The 16147-nt window shown below is 60.8% G+C and carries 13 protein-coding genes; 4 read left to right on the top strand and 9 right to left on the bottom strand.

Annotated elements, in window-relative coordinates; genetic code table 11:
• Positions 1 to 130 precede the first annotated feature (130 nt).
• The 4 genes from guaA to JFU48_RS13050 form a co-directional block, all read right to left on the bottom strand.
• On the bottom strand, positions 131 to 1708 hold the full coding sequence (guaA, locus tag JFU48_RS13065; RefSeq protein ID WP_003227864.1) for a glutamine-hydrolyzing GMP synthase: 1578 nt from the start codon (positions 1706 to 1708) through the stop codon (positions 131 to 133).
• Positions 1709 to 1807: 99 nt separating this feature from the next.
• A complete protein-coding gene (gene guaB, locus JFU48_RS13060; protein WP_003227866.1) occupies positions 1808 to 3277 on the bottom strand; it encodes an IMP dehydrogenase in 1470 nt (489 codons plus the stop codon).
• 116 nt (positions 3278 to 3393) lie between these two features.
• Positions 3394 to 3942 carry a sugar ABC transporter ATPase gene (locus tag JFU48_RS13055; protein ID WP_201136664.1) on the bottom strand — a complete coding sequence of 183 codons (549 nt, stop codon included), beginning with the start codon at positions 3940 to 3942 and terminating at the stop codon, positions 3394 to 3396.
• Positions 3943 to 4086: 144 nt separating this feature from the next.
• Positions 4087 to 4860 (bottom strand): sulfite exporter TauE/SafE family protein, encoded by a 774-nt coding sequence (locus JFU48_RS13050; RefSeq protein ID WP_003227870.1) that lies wholly within the window; start codon positions 4858 to 4860, stop codon positions 4087 to 4089.
• 100 nt (positions 4861 to 4960) lie between these two features.
• Between JFU48_RS13050 and JFU48_RS13045 the strand changes: the two genes are divergently transcribed.
• From JFU48_RS13045 to leuA, 4 genes are all read left to right on the top strand, one after another.
• On the top strand, positions 4961 to 5893 hold the full coding sequence (locus tag JFU48_RS13045) for a LysR substrate-binding domain-containing protein (protein ID WP_201136663.1): 933 nt from the start codon (positions 4961 to 4963) through the stop codon (positions 5891 to 5893).
• A gap of 99 nt (positions 5894 to 5992) precedes the next feature.
• A complete protein-coding gene (xseA, locus tag JFU48_RS13040; RefSeq protein WP_103484068.1) occupies positions 5993 to 7372 on the top strand; it encodes an exodeoxyribonuclease VII large subunit in 1380 nt (459 codons plus the stop codon).
• Positions 7373 to 7375: 3 nt separating this feature from the next.
• Positions 7376 to 8200 carry a peptidoglycan DD-metalloendopeptidase family protein gene (locus JFU48_RS13035; protein WP_003227874.1) on the top strand — a complete coding sequence of 275 codons (825 nt, stop codon included), beginning with the start codon at positions 7376 to 7378 and terminating at the stop codon, positions 8198 to 8200.
• A 463-nt stretch (positions 8201 to 8663) separates the two neighbouring features.
• Positions 8664 to 10343, top strand: a complete 1680-nt coding sequence (gene leuA, locus JFU48_RS13030) for a 2-isopropylmalate synthase (protein WP_003227879.1) — start codon at positions 8664 to 8666, stop codon at positions 10341 to 10343.
• Positions 10344 to 10511: 168 nt separating this feature from the next.
• Here leuA and JFU48_RS13025 read toward each other — a convergent pair whose 3' ends face one another.
• The 5 genes from JFU48_RS13025 to JFU48_RS13005 form a co-directional block, all read right to left on the bottom strand.
• A complete protein-coding gene (locus JFU48_RS13025; protein WP_103520540.1) occupies positions 10512 to 11303 on the bottom strand; it encodes an amidohydrolase in 792 nt (263 codons plus the stop codon).
• Positions 11291 to 12439, bottom strand: coding sequence for a pyridoxal phosphate-dependent aminotransferase (locus JFU48_RS13020; RefSeq protein WP_201136662.1), 1149 nt, complete (start codon positions 12437 to 12439; stop codon positions 11291 to 11293). The genes JFU48_RS13025 and JFU48_RS13020 overlap by 13 nt, the downstream gene beginning before the upstream one ends.
• A gap of 237 nt (positions 12440 to 12676) precedes the next feature.
• Positions 12677 to 14149 (bottom strand): ribosome biogenesis GTPase Der, encoded by a 1473-nt coding sequence (gene der / locus JFU48_RS13015; RefSeq protein WP_103520542.1) that lies wholly within the window; start codon positions 14147 to 14149, stop codon positions 12677 to 12679.
• A 212-nt stretch (positions 14150 to 14361) separates the two neighbouring features.
• Positions 14362 to 15513, bottom strand: coding sequence for an outer membrane protein assembly factor BamB (gene bamB, locus JFU48_RS13010; RefSeq protein WP_045122617.1), 1152 nt, complete (start codon positions 15511 to 15513; stop codon positions 14362 to 14364).
• A complete protein-coding gene (locus JFU48_RS13005; RefSeq protein WP_003227886.1) occupies positions 15506 to 16147 on the bottom strand; it encodes a tetratricopeptide repeat protein in 642 nt (213 codons plus the stop codon). Before JFU48_RS13005 ends, bamB begins: the two co-directional genes overlap by 8 nt.

Here is a 16147-nt window from a genome sequence, read left to right as displayed (position 1 = left end):
CCAAAAATGCCAGCAAGTCTCACTGAGTGGCCGTTCGCTCCGAAGCACTAATAGAACCCCAAAAAAAACGCCTGATGCATAAGCACCAGGCGTTTTTTGTTTCAACCGATCCGCCCTGAGGCCGAGGGCATTATTCCCACTCAATCGTCGCTGGCGGCTTGCTCGACACGTCGTAGGTGACACGGGAGATGCCTTCGATTTCATTGATGATGCGGCCGGAAACGGTTTCCAGCAGTTCGTAAGGCAGGTGAGCCCAACGTGCGGTCATGAAGTCGATGGTTTCTACCGCACGCAGGGCCACGACCCAGGCGTAACGACGGCCATCGCCGACCACGCCAACCGATTTCACTGGCTGGAACACCACGAAGGCCTGGCTGACCTTGTGGTACCAGTCGGCTTTGCGCAGTTCTTCGATGAAGATGTGGTCGGCACGACGCAGCAGGTCGGCGTATTCCTTCTTCACTTCGCCGAGGATGCGTACGCCCAGACCCGGGCCCGGGAACGGGTGACGGTAGACCATGTCGTACGGCAGGCCCAGTTCCAGACCCAGACGACGGACTTCGTCCTTGAACAGTTCGCGCAGTGGCTCGACCAGTTTCAGGTTCATCTCTTCCGGCAGGCCACCCACGTTGTGGTGCGACTTGATCACGTGCGCCTTGCCGCTTTTCGCGCCAGCCGACTCGATCACGTCCGGGTAGATGGTGCCCTGCGCCAGGTACTTGATGTTGTCCAGCTTGCAGGATTCGGCATCGAACACGTCAATGAAGGTACGGCCGATGATCTTGCGCTTCTTCTCCGGGTCGGCTTCGCCGGCCAGGTTGTTGAGGAACTGCTCTTCAGCATTGGCGCGGATCACCTTGACGCCCATGTTCTCGGCGAACATGGCCATCACTTGCTCGCCTTCGTGCAGACGCAGCAGACCGTTGTCGACGAAGACGCAGGTCAGCTGATCGCCGATGGCCTTGTGCAGCAGCGCCGCAACCACCGAGGAGTCAACGCCGCCGGACAGACCCAGCAGCACGTTGTCGGTGCCGACTTGTGCGCGGATGTTGGCGATGGCGTCTTCAGCGATCTTCGACGGGGTCCACAGGGCTTCACAGCCGCAGATGTCCAGCACGAAGCGCGACAGGATGCGACCGCCCTGCTTGGTGTGGGTCACTTCCGGGTGGAACTGCACGCCGTAGTAAGCGCGTTCGTCGTTGAACATGCCGGCGATCGGGCAGCTTGGGGTGCTGGCGAGGATGTGGAAGTCTTCCGGCATCTTGGTGACCTTGTCACCGTGGCTCATCCACACGTCGAGACCGAACAGGCCGTCGGCGTCGATGTGGTCTTCGATGCCGTCGAGCAGGCGGCTCTTGCCGACCACGTCAACGCGGGCATAACCGAACTCACGCAGCTCGGAACCTTCAACCTTGCCGCCCAGTTGCTCGGCCATGGTCTGCATGCCGTAGCAGATACCGAAAACCGGCACGCCCAGGTCAAACACCGCTTGCGGGCAGCGCGGGCTGTTGGCTTCGTGTACGGACTCGGGGCCGCCGGCGAGAATGACGCCTTTAGGCGCGAATTCGCGGATCGCCTCTTCGTCCATGTCGAACGGGTGCAGCTCGCAGTACACACCGATCTCGCGCACGCGGCGGGCAATCAGTTGGGTGTATTGCGAACCGAAGTCGAGGATCAGGATGCGGTGAGCGTGAATGTCGAGGGCCATGATTCAGTCTCGTCTAAGTAATTCAGAAACAGTCGTGATTCAGAAACAACTCGGGGCTGAATAAAACAGCCCCGGTTGCTTAACGATTTGCTTGAAGCATCAACCTACGCGGTAGTTTGGCGCTTCCTTGGTGATCTGCACGTCGTGAACGTGGGATTCGGCCATACCGGCACCGGTGATCCGCACGAACTCAGGCTTGGTACGCATTTCTTCAATGTCGGCGCTGCCGGTGTAACCCATCGAAGAACGCAGACCGCCCATCAACTGGTGGATGATCGCGGTCAGGGTGCCTTTGTACGGCACACGGCCTTCGATCCCTTCCGGAACCAGTTTCTCGGCGCCTGCCGAGGAGTCCTGGAAGTAACGGTCGGAGGAACCTTGAGCCTGGGACATGGCGCCCAGCGAACCCATGCCGCGATACGCCTTGTACGAACGACCCTGGAACAGTTCGATCTCGCCCGGCGCTTCTTCAGTACCGGCGAACATCGAGCCCATCATCACGCAGGACGCACCGGCCACGATGGCCTTGGACAGGTCACCGGAGAACCGGATGCCGCCGTCGGCGATCAACGGCACGCCAGTGCCTTCAAGGGCAGCGGCGACGTTGGCGATGGCACTGATTTGCGGGACGCCGACACCAGCGACGATACGGGTGGTGCAGATCGAGCCAGGGCCGATACCGACCTTGACTGCGTCGGCGCCAGCTTCGGCCAGAGCCTTGGCGGCAGCGCCGGTGGCGATGTTGCCGCCGATCACCTGTACTTCAGGGAAATTCTCTTTGACCCAGCGAACGCGGTCGATCACGCCTTTGGAGTGACCGTGTGCGGTGTCGACCACCACCACGTCCACACCGGCGTTGACCAGCGCGGCAACGCGGTCACCGGTGTCTTTACCGGTGCCGACAGCTGCGCCAACGCGCAGACGACCTTGATCGTCCTTGCTGGCCAGCGGGTAGGCTTTGGCTTTTTCGATATCTTTGACGGTCATCATGCCTTTGAGGGCAAACTTGTCATCGACGATCAGAACTTTTTCCAGACGGTGCTTGTGCAGCAGCTCGCGGACTTCGTTCTTGTTGGCGCCTTCACGGACGGTGACCAGACGCTCTTTAGGCGTCATCACTTCACGTACGGTGGCTTCCAGACGAGTTTCGAAGCGTACGTCACGGGAAGTGACGATGCCGACCAGGTCGCCATCGTGCAGCACCGGAACGCCGGAGATGTTGTGCATGCGGGTCAGTTCGAACAGGTCACGTACCGTGGCATCAGCCTCGATGGTGATCGGATCTTTGACGACGCCGGCTTCGAACTTCTTGACCTTACGCACTTCGGCAGCTTGCTGCTCGATGGTCATGTTCTTGTGGATGATACCGATACCACCTTCCTGAGCCATGGCGATTGCCAGACGGGCTTCAGTGACGGTGTCCATGGCGGCAGAAACCAGAGGAATATTCAGCTCGATGCCACGGGTAAGGCGGGTCTTGAGACTGACTTCGTTAGGAAGCACCTCGGAATAACCAGGCACTAGGAGAATGTCGTCGAATGTCAGAGCTTCTTGGCTGATACGCAGCATCGCGGGGGCTCCCGAGCGGGAAAATGGAAGCGCGCCATTATAGTCAGACACCCCCTGCTGTTCAACGTAAAACTCTGTCTATTATCGATGTTACTGATGTACGGGAACCGCGGCCGCTACAGCTCCACCTTGACCCAAGAGACAGGTTGATCCAGCCAATCGGCGAACTCATCGATAAAGCTCTGCTTGAAACCGGCTTCCAGCCAGTTGTTGAAGATGAAACCCAGGTTGGAAAACGCACATTCCTGCAAGAACAGAAAGCCGTTGATATCGTCTTCATGCCCGCATTCCGGGCAGGTGAAGTTATCGGTGCGCCCGGGCATCCAGTCTTCCAGACTCTCGAACAGCGCTTCGCCGACTTCGCGGCGGCACTCGGCGCAACCGGCCTCTTCGAGAAAGCCCTTGGCCGGGGTGTAGATGCAGCGTTTGGTAATGATCTCCAGACCATTGACCGGTTCACCAAACGGCAGCGCCTCGGGATGCAGTACCACCGCACGCGCGCCGTCGGCAATCGCATGGGCCATGCGGTTGCCGGTGCGGCCGCAGGTAGTCAGCTGTTCTTCGATGATGTTCTTGCGCACCAGCCAGCGCACGATCGCCCGGGCCCGGGGTTCGTGGACCGGCAGGGTGGAGATTTTCGGGACGATGATGCTTTGCGAATTCATGGAAAGTCCTGCGGTATGGCTTCTGACGCCTTCGCGAGCAAGCCCGCTCCCACATTGAAATGCAATTCCCTGTGGGAGCGGGCTTGCTCGCGAAGGGGCCCTGAAGGCCGGCAGCTTAATCCCTGACGAAATCCGGTCAAGTGCTCACGCCATACTAATAATGTAGCGCCCGATCAACGCAATCCCGCTGGCCAGCACCAGCCAGGTCACCAGCCGCACGAACGCCTCGCGCGACAGACGCATGGTCAACCGCCGCCCGATCCACAACCCCAGCGCCATGGCCGGCAACAGACACAGCGCCAACATCAACAAGGGTAGCTCGGCATACACCCCGGCGATGGCGAACAGGCTCAAACGCACCACCGTGCTGCAACTGATCAGCGCACTTTGCGTGGCCCGCGCCGCATCTTTCGGCAAACGGCTGTTGAGATAGATCGCATATAAGAAGCCGCCGCTGCCAAACAGCGCGCCAAACAGCCCACCCACCGTGCCCATCGGCAGCGCCCATGCGGCGGACAGCTGCGTCGGTCGGGCTTTGACCCACAGGCTGTAAATCGCGTAAGCACTGATGAACAGCCCCATCAACAGCAGCAACAGATCGGATTTGAGGTTAAGCAGGAAAATCACCCCCAACGTGCATCCCACCGCCATGCACGGCAACAGCCGCAACAACTCGGGTTTCGCCACGTCCCGGCGCGAAGGCAGCAGATTGCCGAACGCCGCGACGAAATCCAGCAGCACCAGCAGCGGCACGATTTTCGACAACGGCATAAACAGAATCAGAATCGGCCCCGCGACCAGTGCGGTACCGAACCCGGCAATCCCGAAGACGATATAGGCCAGTGCGATGCCCAACCCGATCACCGCCCAGCCGCCCGCGCCCCACGTCCACTCGCTCAACAACCCCGCCACGCTCATCGGTCCGCTTCCTTTATAAGCCTGTGATGACTTTAGCCAGCGCCAAGCCTTGCGACTAATATGATCAAAGTCGCCCACCCATCTCGAAAAGGCATACCTGGTGCTTTCAACCCGTCAACTGCGCTATTTCGTGGAAATCGCCGAATGCGGCAGCTTCAGCGCTGCGGCTGAACGCTTGTTCATCGCGCAGTCGGCGCTGAGCCGGCAGATCAAGGACATGGAAGCGCGCCTGCAAACCCCGCTGTTCGAACGCACCGCACGCCAGCCCCGACTCACGGCGGCAGGTGAGGCGTTTTTGCCGCGAGCCAGAAACCTGCTCAATGAACTGAGCAAAGCCAGCGCGATGGCGACCGAAGTCGGTAACGGGCAATCGGGTACTGTGCGTCTGAGTCATTCCAGCACCGTGTCGATCAGCGGGCACTTATTACGTCGGATCAGCACTTATCTCGATCAGCAGCATGGCGTGTCGCTGGACATCGGCAAACTGTCCTCCGAGGCGCAGCTTGAGGAACTCGCCGAAGGACGTCTCGACATTGGTCTGTTGCGCCTGCCGGTGTTGCGTCAGCGTGAGGGCATTCAGGTTGTGCATCTGTTCACCGAGCGCCTGCTGTTGGCGGTGCCGAGCGATCATCGGTTGGCCGATTCATCCGCTGTCGAACTGGCGCAACTGAAGGACGAAGCGTTCATCTCGATCCCGCATCCACAGCGCGGCGGACTCAGTTACTTGTGCGCTGACCTGTGCATGCGTCAGGGCTTTTTCCCCAAAGCCGCGCGGGTGATGTCGCGCAAGACCACGCAGTTGCAGCTGATCCAGGCTGGTTTCGGGATTGCCCTGCTACCCGAGTCGATGCAGGACATCGCGCCCAGCGGCGTACGATTTCTACCGCTGAGTGATGCCGATTGCCAAAGCACCGTCGCCCTCGCCTACCGGCAAAACCCCACACCACTGGTGCAACACTTCATCCAGACCTTCACAAATCCCCCCTGTGGGAGCGGGCTTGCTCGCGAAGGCGGCGTGTCAGTCGAAACTTGATTTGCCTGCCACACCGCTTTCGCGAGCAAGCCCGCTCCCACAATTGGTTTTGTGTTGGGTCATGGTGATCGGTAGGCGAATGCCTTTAAACTGCGCCCCATGATTAAAGATCCCTTTGCAAGACTTGGCCTGGACCGTGAAGTCCTGACCGTCAGCCAGCTCAACGGCCGCGCGCGGGTGTTGCTTGAAGACGTGTTCAGCAACATCTGGGTCGAAGGCGAAATCTCCAACCTCGCCCGCCCGGCGTCCGGCCACGTGTATTTCACCCTCAAGGACAGCGGTGCGCAGGTGCGTTGCGCGCTGTTCCGCAATAATGCGGCACGGGTGCGTCAGGCGCTGAAGGACGGCTTGGCCGTGAAAGTGCGCGGCAAGGTCTCGCTGTTCGAAGGGCGCGGCGACTATCAGCTGATTCTCGACACCGTGGAGCCGGCCGGTGACGGCGCGCTACGCCTGGCCTTCGATGCGCTGAAGGAAAAGCTCAGCGCCGAAGGCCTGTTCAGTGCCGAACGCAAAGTGCCGCTGCCGGCGCATCCGCAACGCATCGGCATCATCAGTTCGCCGACCGGCGCGGTGATTCGCGACATCATCAGCGTGTTCCGCCGCCGGGCGCCGCAGGTGCAACTGACGCTGATTCCGACCGCTGTGCAGGGGCGCGAAGCCACTGCGCAAATCGTCCGCGCGCTGAAACTGGCCGACGCTCGTGGTTTCGACGCACTGATCCTCGCCCGCGGCGGTGGTTCGCTGGAAGACCTCTGGTGCTTCAACGAAGAAGCCGTGGCCCGCGCGGTCGATGCCTGCGTGACGCCAATCGTCAGCGCGGTCGGGCACGAAACCGACGTCTCGATCAGTGATTTCGTGGCTGACGTGCGCGCCCCAACGCCCTCCGCTGCCGCCGAATTGCTGGCCCCGGATTCGAGTCACCTGATCCGTCAGGTCGAAAGCCTGCACCGACGTCTGGTGATGCGCATGCGCGACCGTTTGATGCGTGATCGCCTGCGCCTCGAAGGCATGGCCCGCCGTCTGCGCCATCCCGGCGAACGCCTGCGTCAGCAAGCGCAACGCCTGGATGACCTGGACATGCGCCTGCGCCGGGCGTTCGAACGCCAACTCAATACCCGCCGCGAACGCCTGATTCGTCTGGAAACCCGCCTCGCCGGGCAACACCCGGGACGCCAACTGGCGATGCTGCGCCAGCGCCTCGACAGCCTCGCCGAACGTCTGCCGCGAGCCATGCGCGAAGGCCTGAAAAGCCGTCGCCTGCAACTGCACAGCCAGATGCAGACGCTGCATGTGGTCAGTCCGCTGGCGACGCTTGGCCGCGGTTACAGCATTCTGCTGGATGAACGCGGCCAGGCGATCCGCAACGCCGCGCAGACCCACAACGGGCAGCGCCTTAAGGCCAAACTCGGCGAAGGCGAACTGCAAGTGCGCGTCGAGGACAACCACCTGACGCCCGTCACCCTCTCTTTACTGGACTGATCCATGCCGCGTTTTTTCGCTCCGTTATTGTTGCTGTGCCTGACCACCTTCAATGCCCACGCCGACAGCTACATCACCCGCCTGCTGAACAAACCGGTGCCGGGCGGCGTGGCCGTGGTTGATCTGGGCAGCGCCACTCAGGCGCCTAAAGCCACCTATCAGGGCAAACCGGTGCTGGTGGTGAAAGAACAGAACAACTGGCTGGCGATTGTCGGTGTGCCGCTGACGGTCAAACCCGGCAGTCAGCAGATCAGCAGCGGCGGACGTAATCTGCCGTTCACCGTCGGCAACAAGAAATACCCGGAACAGCACATCACCCTGAAGAACACTCAGCAGGTCAATCCGAACCCGGCCAACCTCAAGCGCATCGAGGGCGAACTGGCCGAGCAGATCAAGGCTTATCGCAGCTTCAGCCCGAACACCCCGAGCAACCTGCTGCTGGACAAACCGGTCAACGGGCCGCTGTCGAGCAAGTTCGGTGTGCGCCGCTTCTTCAATGGCGAAGAACGCAACCCACACGCCGGCCTCGACTTTGCGGTGCCGGCCGGTACGCCGATCAAGACCCCGGCGGCGGGCAAAGTGATTCTCACCGGCAACTACTTTTTCAACGGCAACACGGTGTTTGTCGATCACGGCCAGGGCTTTATCAGCATGTTCTGCCACATGTCGAAAATCGATGTGAAGGTCGGCGATCAACTGGCCCGTGGCGCAGTGGTGGGCAAGGTCGGTTCGACCGGCCGGGCCACCGGGCCGCACATGCACTGGAACATCAGCCTGAACGATGCGCGGGTGGATCCGGCGATTTTCATTGGTGCATTTCAGCCGTAATTCTTGATTGAGGCTACCGGCCCCTTCGGGAGCAAGCCCCCTCCCACATTGGATTTGTGTGGTGAACACGATCAACTGTGGGAGCGGGCTTGCTCGCGAAGGCTGCCCATCCCACACCGTAAATCCTGCTGACACCCCACCAGTTTCAATTGCGCCCCAATCAAACCCCGCGCAAACATCAGCACGATCATTCGTCTGAAGCACAATAAAATCGCGCAAAACCTCGCTTTTCGAGTATTCCTCTCAATTTTTTTCGACTGCTTGCCATCCTCTCCCCTCGCGGTTAGGGTTGAAGACATGAAAACCTCTCACACCCTTATTCAGCTTCGCCAGCACCGCAGTCTGTGCCTCGTCAGCGCACGACTGCCGGGCTGAATCGCTGCGCCTCGTCCCAAGCTGTTTCCGAACATTCGTTCCACCGGCAGGCCGCCTCTTTTCGGCCCAGACAATAAGGATTTTCCCGATGAGCATGCTCAAAGACCCGTCTTCGAAATACCGCGCGTTCCCCGTCATCAATCTGCCGGATCGCACCTGGCCGTCGAAAACCATCGACGCCGCGCCGATCTGGTGCAGCTCCGACCTGCGTGACGGCAACCAGTCGCTGATCGAGCCGATGGACGCGGTGAAGAAGCTGCGCTTCTGGAAAACCCTCGTGCAAGTCGGCGTGAAAGAAATCGAAGCCTCGTTCCCGGCCGCTTCGCAAACCGACTTCGACTTCGTGCGTACCCTGATCGAAGAAGGCCACATCCCGGACGACACCACCATTCAGGTGCTGACCCAGGGCCGTGAAGACTTGATCGAGCGCACTTTCGAATCCCTGCGCGGGGCGAAGAAAGCCATCGTTCACCTGTACAACGCCACCTCGCCTTCCTTCCGTCGCATTGTCTTCAACCAGGACAAGGACGGCATCAAGGCCATCGCGGTCAACGCCGCCAAGCTGTTCGTCAAGTACGCGGCGATGCAGCCGGACACCGAGTGGACCTTCGAATACTCCCCGGAAACCTTCAGCGCCACCGAGCTGGAGTTTGCCAAGGAAGTCTGTGACGCGGTGATCGAGGTCTGGAACCCGACGCCTGAGCACAAGATGATCCTCAACCTGCCGGCCACCGTTGAATGCGCAACGCCGAACGTCTACGCCGACCAGATCGAGTGGTTCGGCCGCAACATCAATCGTCGTGACAGCGTGATCATCAGCCTGCACACCCACAACGACCGTGGCACCGGCGTCGCCGCCACCGAGCTGGGCCTGATGGCTGGCGCGGATCGCGTCGAAGGCTGCCTGTTCGGCAACGGCGAGCGTACCGGTAACGTTGACCTCGTCACTGTGGCCCTGAACATGTACACCCAGGGCGTCGACCCTGAACTGGACTTCTCCGACATCGACGGCGTGCGCAAAGTCGTCGAGGAGTGCAACCAGATCCAGGTGCACCCGCGTCACCCGTACGTCGGCGACCTGGTACACACCGCATTCTCCGGCTCGCACCAGGACGCGATCCGCAAGGGCTTCGCCCAGCAGAAACCGGATACCCTGTGGGAAGTGCCGTACCTGCCGATCGACCCGGCCGACATCGGCCGCAGCTACGAGGCGGTGATTCGTGTGAACAGCCAGTCGGGCAAGGGCGGTATCGCCTACTTGCTGGAGCAGGAATACGGCATCAGCCTGCCGCGTCGCATGCAGATCGAGTTCAGCCAGGTCGTGCAGCGTGAAACCGATCGCCTCGGCCTGGAAATGACCGCCAAGCAGATCCACTCGCTGTTGATCAGCGAATACCTGCAAGCCAACACCCCGTACGCGCTGGTCAGCCATCGCCTGCAGGAAGAAAACGGCAACAGTGCCGTCGAAGTGGAAGTGGCGAGCCAGGGTCAGGGCGAAACCAACCTGCACTGGCGCGGCAAGGGCAACGGTGCGCTGGAGGCCCTGGTGGCCGGTCTGCCGATTCCGGTGGAAATCATGGACTACAACGAACATGCGATCGGCGCGGGCACCAACGCCAAGGCAGCGGCCTACATCGAACTGCGTGTGAACGGTGAGCGTGCGGTGCACGGCGTGGGTATCGATGAAAACATCACCACCGCCAGCTTCAAGGCGCTGTTCAGTGCGCTGAACCGCTCCCTGAGCCAGCCGGAAGCGAAAGCGGCCTAAGCCTTCGCTGACATGCCAAAAGGCCCCGGAGTGTGAACTCCCGGGCCTTTTTTTATGCCTGCTGGTTTTGTGTTGTCTGATCGGGCCTCTTCGCGAGCAAGCCCGCTCCCACAGGGTATTGCGTTCTACCTGTGGGAGCGGGCTTGCTCGCGAAAGCGGTCGCGAATATCAAGTGAGTTCGAAGGTATCCGCATCCAGATTCGCCGGGAAGCGCTCGCGATACGCCGCCAGTGGCGCGGCTTCCAGTACAACCTTGAACACGCCGTCCGCCTCCCCCGCCGCCAGCAACGTTTCACCCTGAAAATCCAGCACCTGACTGTCGCCGGTATAGGCGAAGCCCTTGCCGTCGGTGCCAATGCGATTCACCGCCGCCACATAGCACAGGTTTTCAATCGCCCGCGCCGGCAACAAGCGGTTCCAGTGCAGCCGCCGTGCGCCCGGCCAGTTGGCGGTGTACAGCAGCAGATCGGTGTCGTGCGCGTCGCGACTCCACACCGGGAACCGCAGGTCGTAGCAAATCAGCGGCCGGATGCGCCAACCCTTGAGCTCGAACTGCACCTGGCGCTCGCCGGGCGTGTAGTGATGGTGTTCGCCCGCCATACGGAACAGGTGGCGCTTGTCGTAATGCCAGACTTCGCCGTCCGGCCGCGCCCACAGCAGGCGGTTGCGATGGCTGCCGTCCGCCGCCTGAATGATCACGCTGCCGGTGATCACCGCATTGAGCTTCGCGGCTTGCGCCTTCATCCATTTGCTGGTCGGGCCATGCTCGGCTTCGGCGAGGGTTTCCGATTCCATGGAGAAGCCGGTGGTGAACATCTCCGGCAGGATGATCAGGTCGGCGCCGCGGGCCTGCTCCAGCAGCACGTCGAAGTGCTCAAGGTTGGCCTGACGGTCGTGCCAGGCCAGGCTGGTCTGGATCAGCGCCAGGTGAAGATCGGGCAATGCACTCAGATCACGCATAGTTTTGCCGCTGCCTCGCGCAGCGTCTCCTCGCGTTTGGCGAAGCACAGGCGCACCAGGCGCTGGCCTTCGGGTGGATTCTGGTAGAACACCGACACCGGAATGCTCGCCACGCCATGTTCGCGGGTCATCCAGATCGCCATGTCGACGTCATTCAGGTCAGGGCGAATCTGCGAGTAGTCGACCAACTGGAAATACGTGCCGGTGACGCGGGTGAAGGTAAAGCGCGACGGCGCCAGCAAATCGCAGAACAGGTCGCGCTTGGCCTGATAGAAACCCGGCAGCTCTTCAACGTGCTCCGGGTGTTCGGCCATGTAATCGGCCAGGGCGTACTGCAGCGGCGTGACCCCGCAGAAACTGACGTACTGGTGCACCTTGCGCAGCTCGGCGGTCAGCGCCGGTGGCGCAACCACGTAGCCGGTTTTCCAGCCGGTGACGTGATAGGTCTTGCCGAATGAGCTGACCACGAAGGCGCGCTGATACAGCTCTTCGTGGGCCAGAACGCTGACATGCGGCACGCCGTCGAACACCAGGTGTTCATAGACTTCGTCGCTGATCAGGTAGATGTCCCGACCCCGGATCAACTCCGCCAGTTGATCCAGTTCGGCACGGCTGATCAGTGCACCGCTCGGGTTGTGCGGGGTGTTGATGACGATCATTTTCGTGCGCGGGCTGAGGGCCGCAGCAAGCTTGTCGAAATCGATGGAGAAATCGTTCGGGTTCAGTTGCACATGCACGCAGCGGCCGCCCGCCAACTGCGTCGCCGGCTCATAGCTGTCGTAGCACGGGTCGAACACGATGACTTCGTCGCCGCTGTGGATAACCGCCTGAATCGCACAGAAGATCGCCTGAGTCGCGCCCGGCGTCACGGTCACTTCGCTATCGGCATCGACTTTCACGCCATAGCTGCGCGCGATCTTCGCCGCGATCTGCTCACGCAGCGCCGGCAGACCGGTCATCGGTGAATACTGGTTATGGCCGCTGGCGATATGCCGACCGACCGCGTCACGCAGGGATTGTGGGCCGTCGAAATCAGGAAAACCCTGGGACAGGTTGATCGCTCCGGTCTGCGCCGCGAGCTGAGACATCTGCGTGAAAATAGTGATGCCGACATTCGGCAGCTTACTGGTGATCATCGAGGGATTCCCTGCTCTACACCCGGCTCTGACGGCGGCGCGGGAGAGCCCGAGAATAGCCCATCCGGCGCCCATAAAAAAAGGGCGCCCAACTGAGCACCCTTCTTTCATTTATAGCGCAGCAACCTTGTGGCGAGGGGATTCATCCCCGATCGGCTGCGAAGCAGTCGCAAACCCTATGACAGGTATTTGGGGTCGCTTCGCAACCCGTCGGGGATAAATCCCCTCACCACAGGATCACTTCTTGTCGCGGCGCTTCTTGCTGGCTTTCTTGTTGTGCGACATCAAACGACGCTTCTTGTTGACCTGGCGGTCGGTCAGCGTGTTCTTGTTGCCTTCGTACGGGTTCTCGCCGCCCTTGAACTCGATGCGGATCGGCGTACCGACCAGCTTCAGCACACGGCGGTAAGTGTTCTCCAGATAGCGCACATAGGACTTCGGCACTTTCTCGATCTGGTTACCGTGAATCACGATGATCGGCGGGTTCGCGCCCCCCAGGTGAGCGTAACGCAGCTTGATCCGGCGGCTGTTGACCATCGGCGGCTGGTGCTCGCTGACCGCGTCTTCGAGAATCTGCGTCAGGCGGCTGGTCGGCCAGCGGGTCACCGCCGACTTGAACGAGTTCTGTACCGAGGCGTAGAGGTTGCCCACGCCGGTGCCGTGCAGCGCCGAGATGAAGTGAATATCGGCGAAGTCGACGAAGAACAGACGACGTTGCAGCTCGACCTTCACATAGTCGCGCTCGCTCGGGGTCATGCCGTCCCATTTGTTGATCGCGATCACCAGCGCACGGCCGGCTTCGAGGGCAAAGCCCAGCAGGTTGAGGTCGTGATCGACCACGCCTTCGCGGGCGTCCATCACGAAGATCACCACGTTGGCGTCTTTGATCGCCTGCAGGGTTTTGACCACGGAGAACTTTTCGACTTCTTCGTGGATCTTGCCGCGCTTGCGCACACCGGCGGTGTCGATCAGCGTGTACTTCTCGTCGTTACGCTCGAACGGGATGTAGATACTGTCGCGGGTGGTGCCGGGTTGGTCGTAGACGATCACCCGGTCTTCACCGAGCATGCGGTTGACCAGGGTCGACTTGCCGACGTTCGGACGGCCGATGATGGCGATCTTGATCCCGTCTTTTTCGCTCGGGCCAGGAATGCGCTTGGCTTCCTCGCCTTCGGCAACGATCTCTTCCTCTTCGCCTTCCGCCGGTTCATCATCATCACGCGGGAAATCGCTCAGTGCCGCTTCCAGCAGTTGAGTGATACCACGGCCGTGAGCACCGGCGATCGGGATCGCATGGCCCATGCCCAACGGGGCGAATTCGGCGCGGGCCATTTCCGGGTCGATGTTGTCGACCTTGTTGGCGACCACGTGGGAACGCTTGTTACGCTTGCGCAAGTGTTCGGCGATCATCTGGTCGGCGGCGGTGAAACCGGCCTTGGCATCTACCAGGAACAGCACAACATCCGCTTCTTCAATGGCCAGCAGCGACTGCTCGGCCATTTTTTCGTCCATACCGTGTTCGTCACCGGAGATACCGCCGGTGTCGATCAGAATGTAGGAACGCCCTTGCCACTTGGCCTCACCGTACTGGCGATCACGGGTCAGACCGGACAAGTCGCCGACGATGGCGTCACGAGTCCTGGTCAGGCGGTTGAACAAGGTGGATTTGCCGACGTTCGGTCGGCCCACCAGGGCGATTACGGGAACCATGCGGCTCTCCACTTCGTTATTTCAGAAAATACAAAAGCCGCTGCGAGGCAGCGGCTGGTGCTCGGGGCAACACTGTGGGAGCGGGCTTGCTCGCGAAAGACCGTAGCAGCACCGCGTTTAATCAGGCTGTACGCGTCTTCGTTGACGCCCTTCGCGAGCAAGTCCGCTCCCACAAATGAAGCTGCCTGGGGCGTTAACCCCAAGCATAGTTGTTACTTGATGGTCAGGGCTTCCAGTTTGCCGCTGTTGCCATACACATAGATCGTGTTGCCCACCACCAGCGGACGGGCACGCAGGCCGTCACTGTCGATACGCTCACGACCCACAAAACGACCGTCCACCTGGCTCAACAGGTGCAGGTAACCTTCCAGGTCACCGACGGCTACGTAGCTGGAGAATACTTCCGGCGCCGACAACTGACGGCGAGCCAGCGAGTCGTTGCTCCACAGTGCAGTGGTCGAACGCTCGTCAACGCCTTCAACGGTGCCCGAAGACAGACTCACGTAGACGTTGCCGAAACCTTGAGCGACACCGGCATAGCTCGATGCATCGCGCTGCCAGAGTTGGCGACCGCTCTGCAGATCAAGTGCTGCCACGCGACCCTGGTAGCTGGCTACGTACAGCGTTTCGCCGGACAGCAGCAGGCCGCCGTCGATGTCGACCACGCGCTCCAGTTCCGAACGACCGGTTGGAATCGCGACCCGTTGTTCCCAGACCGGCACACCATTGGAAATGTCCAGGGCGACCACTTTACCGGTCGACAGGCCAGCCACCGCGAGGCGGTTGGTCACGACCGGTGCGCTGGTGCCGCGCAGGGTCAGTACCGCTGGGGTGCTGTCGTAAATCCAGCGACGGTTGCCGGTGGCGGCATCCAGACCGATCAGACGATCGTCCTGAGTCTGTACCACCACGACGTCACCGTTGTTGGCCGGCGGCGCGAGGACTTCGCTGGAAACCCGGGCGCGCCACTTCTCTTCGCCATTGATGGCGTCGAGCGCAACGATTTCACCCTTGAGGGTACCGATCGTGACCAGACCGTAACCCACGCCAACGGCGCCGGAAACAGGCAGTTCAAGCTCTTTTTTCCACTTCACGTCGCCGTTGTTGCGATCCATGGCCATCACGATGCCGTTCACGTCGGCCGCGTAGATGGTGTCACCGTCGATCGCCGGTACCAACATGTTGTAGGTTTCGCCCTGACCGTCACCGATCGAACGACTCCACTGCTTCTGCAGAACGACTTCTTCTTTGAAGGAGGTCAGTTCGGCCGGTGGCAGTTCTTTTTTGCTGTTGCTGCTGCAACCCGCGGCCAGAATGGCCAGAGCCAGCAATGCTGCATGCTTCCAACGGATCACGTCACGCATCCCCTTTGGCCAGGTCGTCGAGCTTGATTTGAAGGCCACCGACTGCCGCTTCATCCGACAGTGCCGCCTTGGCTTTTTGATACGCGGTGTTCGCTTCGTCAGTACGCCCCAGCTGAACCAGCAAGTCGCCCTTGAGTTCTTCGCGAGTGGCCAGGAACGCCTTGTCAGCATCACCGTCGAGCAGCTTCAGGGCTTCATCGGCCTTGTTCTGCGCACCCAGCACCTGCGCCAGACGCTGACGGGCGATTTCGCCCAGCGCCGGGTTGGCCGGTTTGGCAACGATGGCTTTGAGTTCGGTCGCGGCGTCGTCGAGCTTGCCGCTGTCGACCGCTACTTTCGCCACGAACAGGCTGCCGTACTGCGCGTACGCGGTGCCGCCGAATTCGCTGTTGAGCTTGCCGGCCAGATCCGCAACGCGGGCAGCGTCAGGCTTGCCATCCGGGGTCAGCGTGGTTTCCAGCAATTGTTGATAGAGCACCGAGGCGCCTTGCGACTGGTTGCTCTGATACTTGTGATAAGCCTGCCAGCCGAACACGATGACCAGCGCCAACAGGCCACCGGTGACCAGAGGTTTGCCGTTGCGTGTCCACCAGTCCTTCAAATCCGCCAACTGTTCGTCTTCGGTACTCGACAC

The sequence above is a fragment of the Pseudomonas sp. TH49 genome, assembly GCF_016650625.1.
Lineage (GTDB): Bacteria > Pseudomonadota > Gammaproteobacteria > Pseudomonadales > Pseudomonadaceae > Aquipseudomonas > Aquipseudomonas fluorescens_H.
The sequence above is the reverse complement of the archived record's forward strand: the minus strand, read 5'-3'. Positions and strand labels throughout refer to the sequence as shown.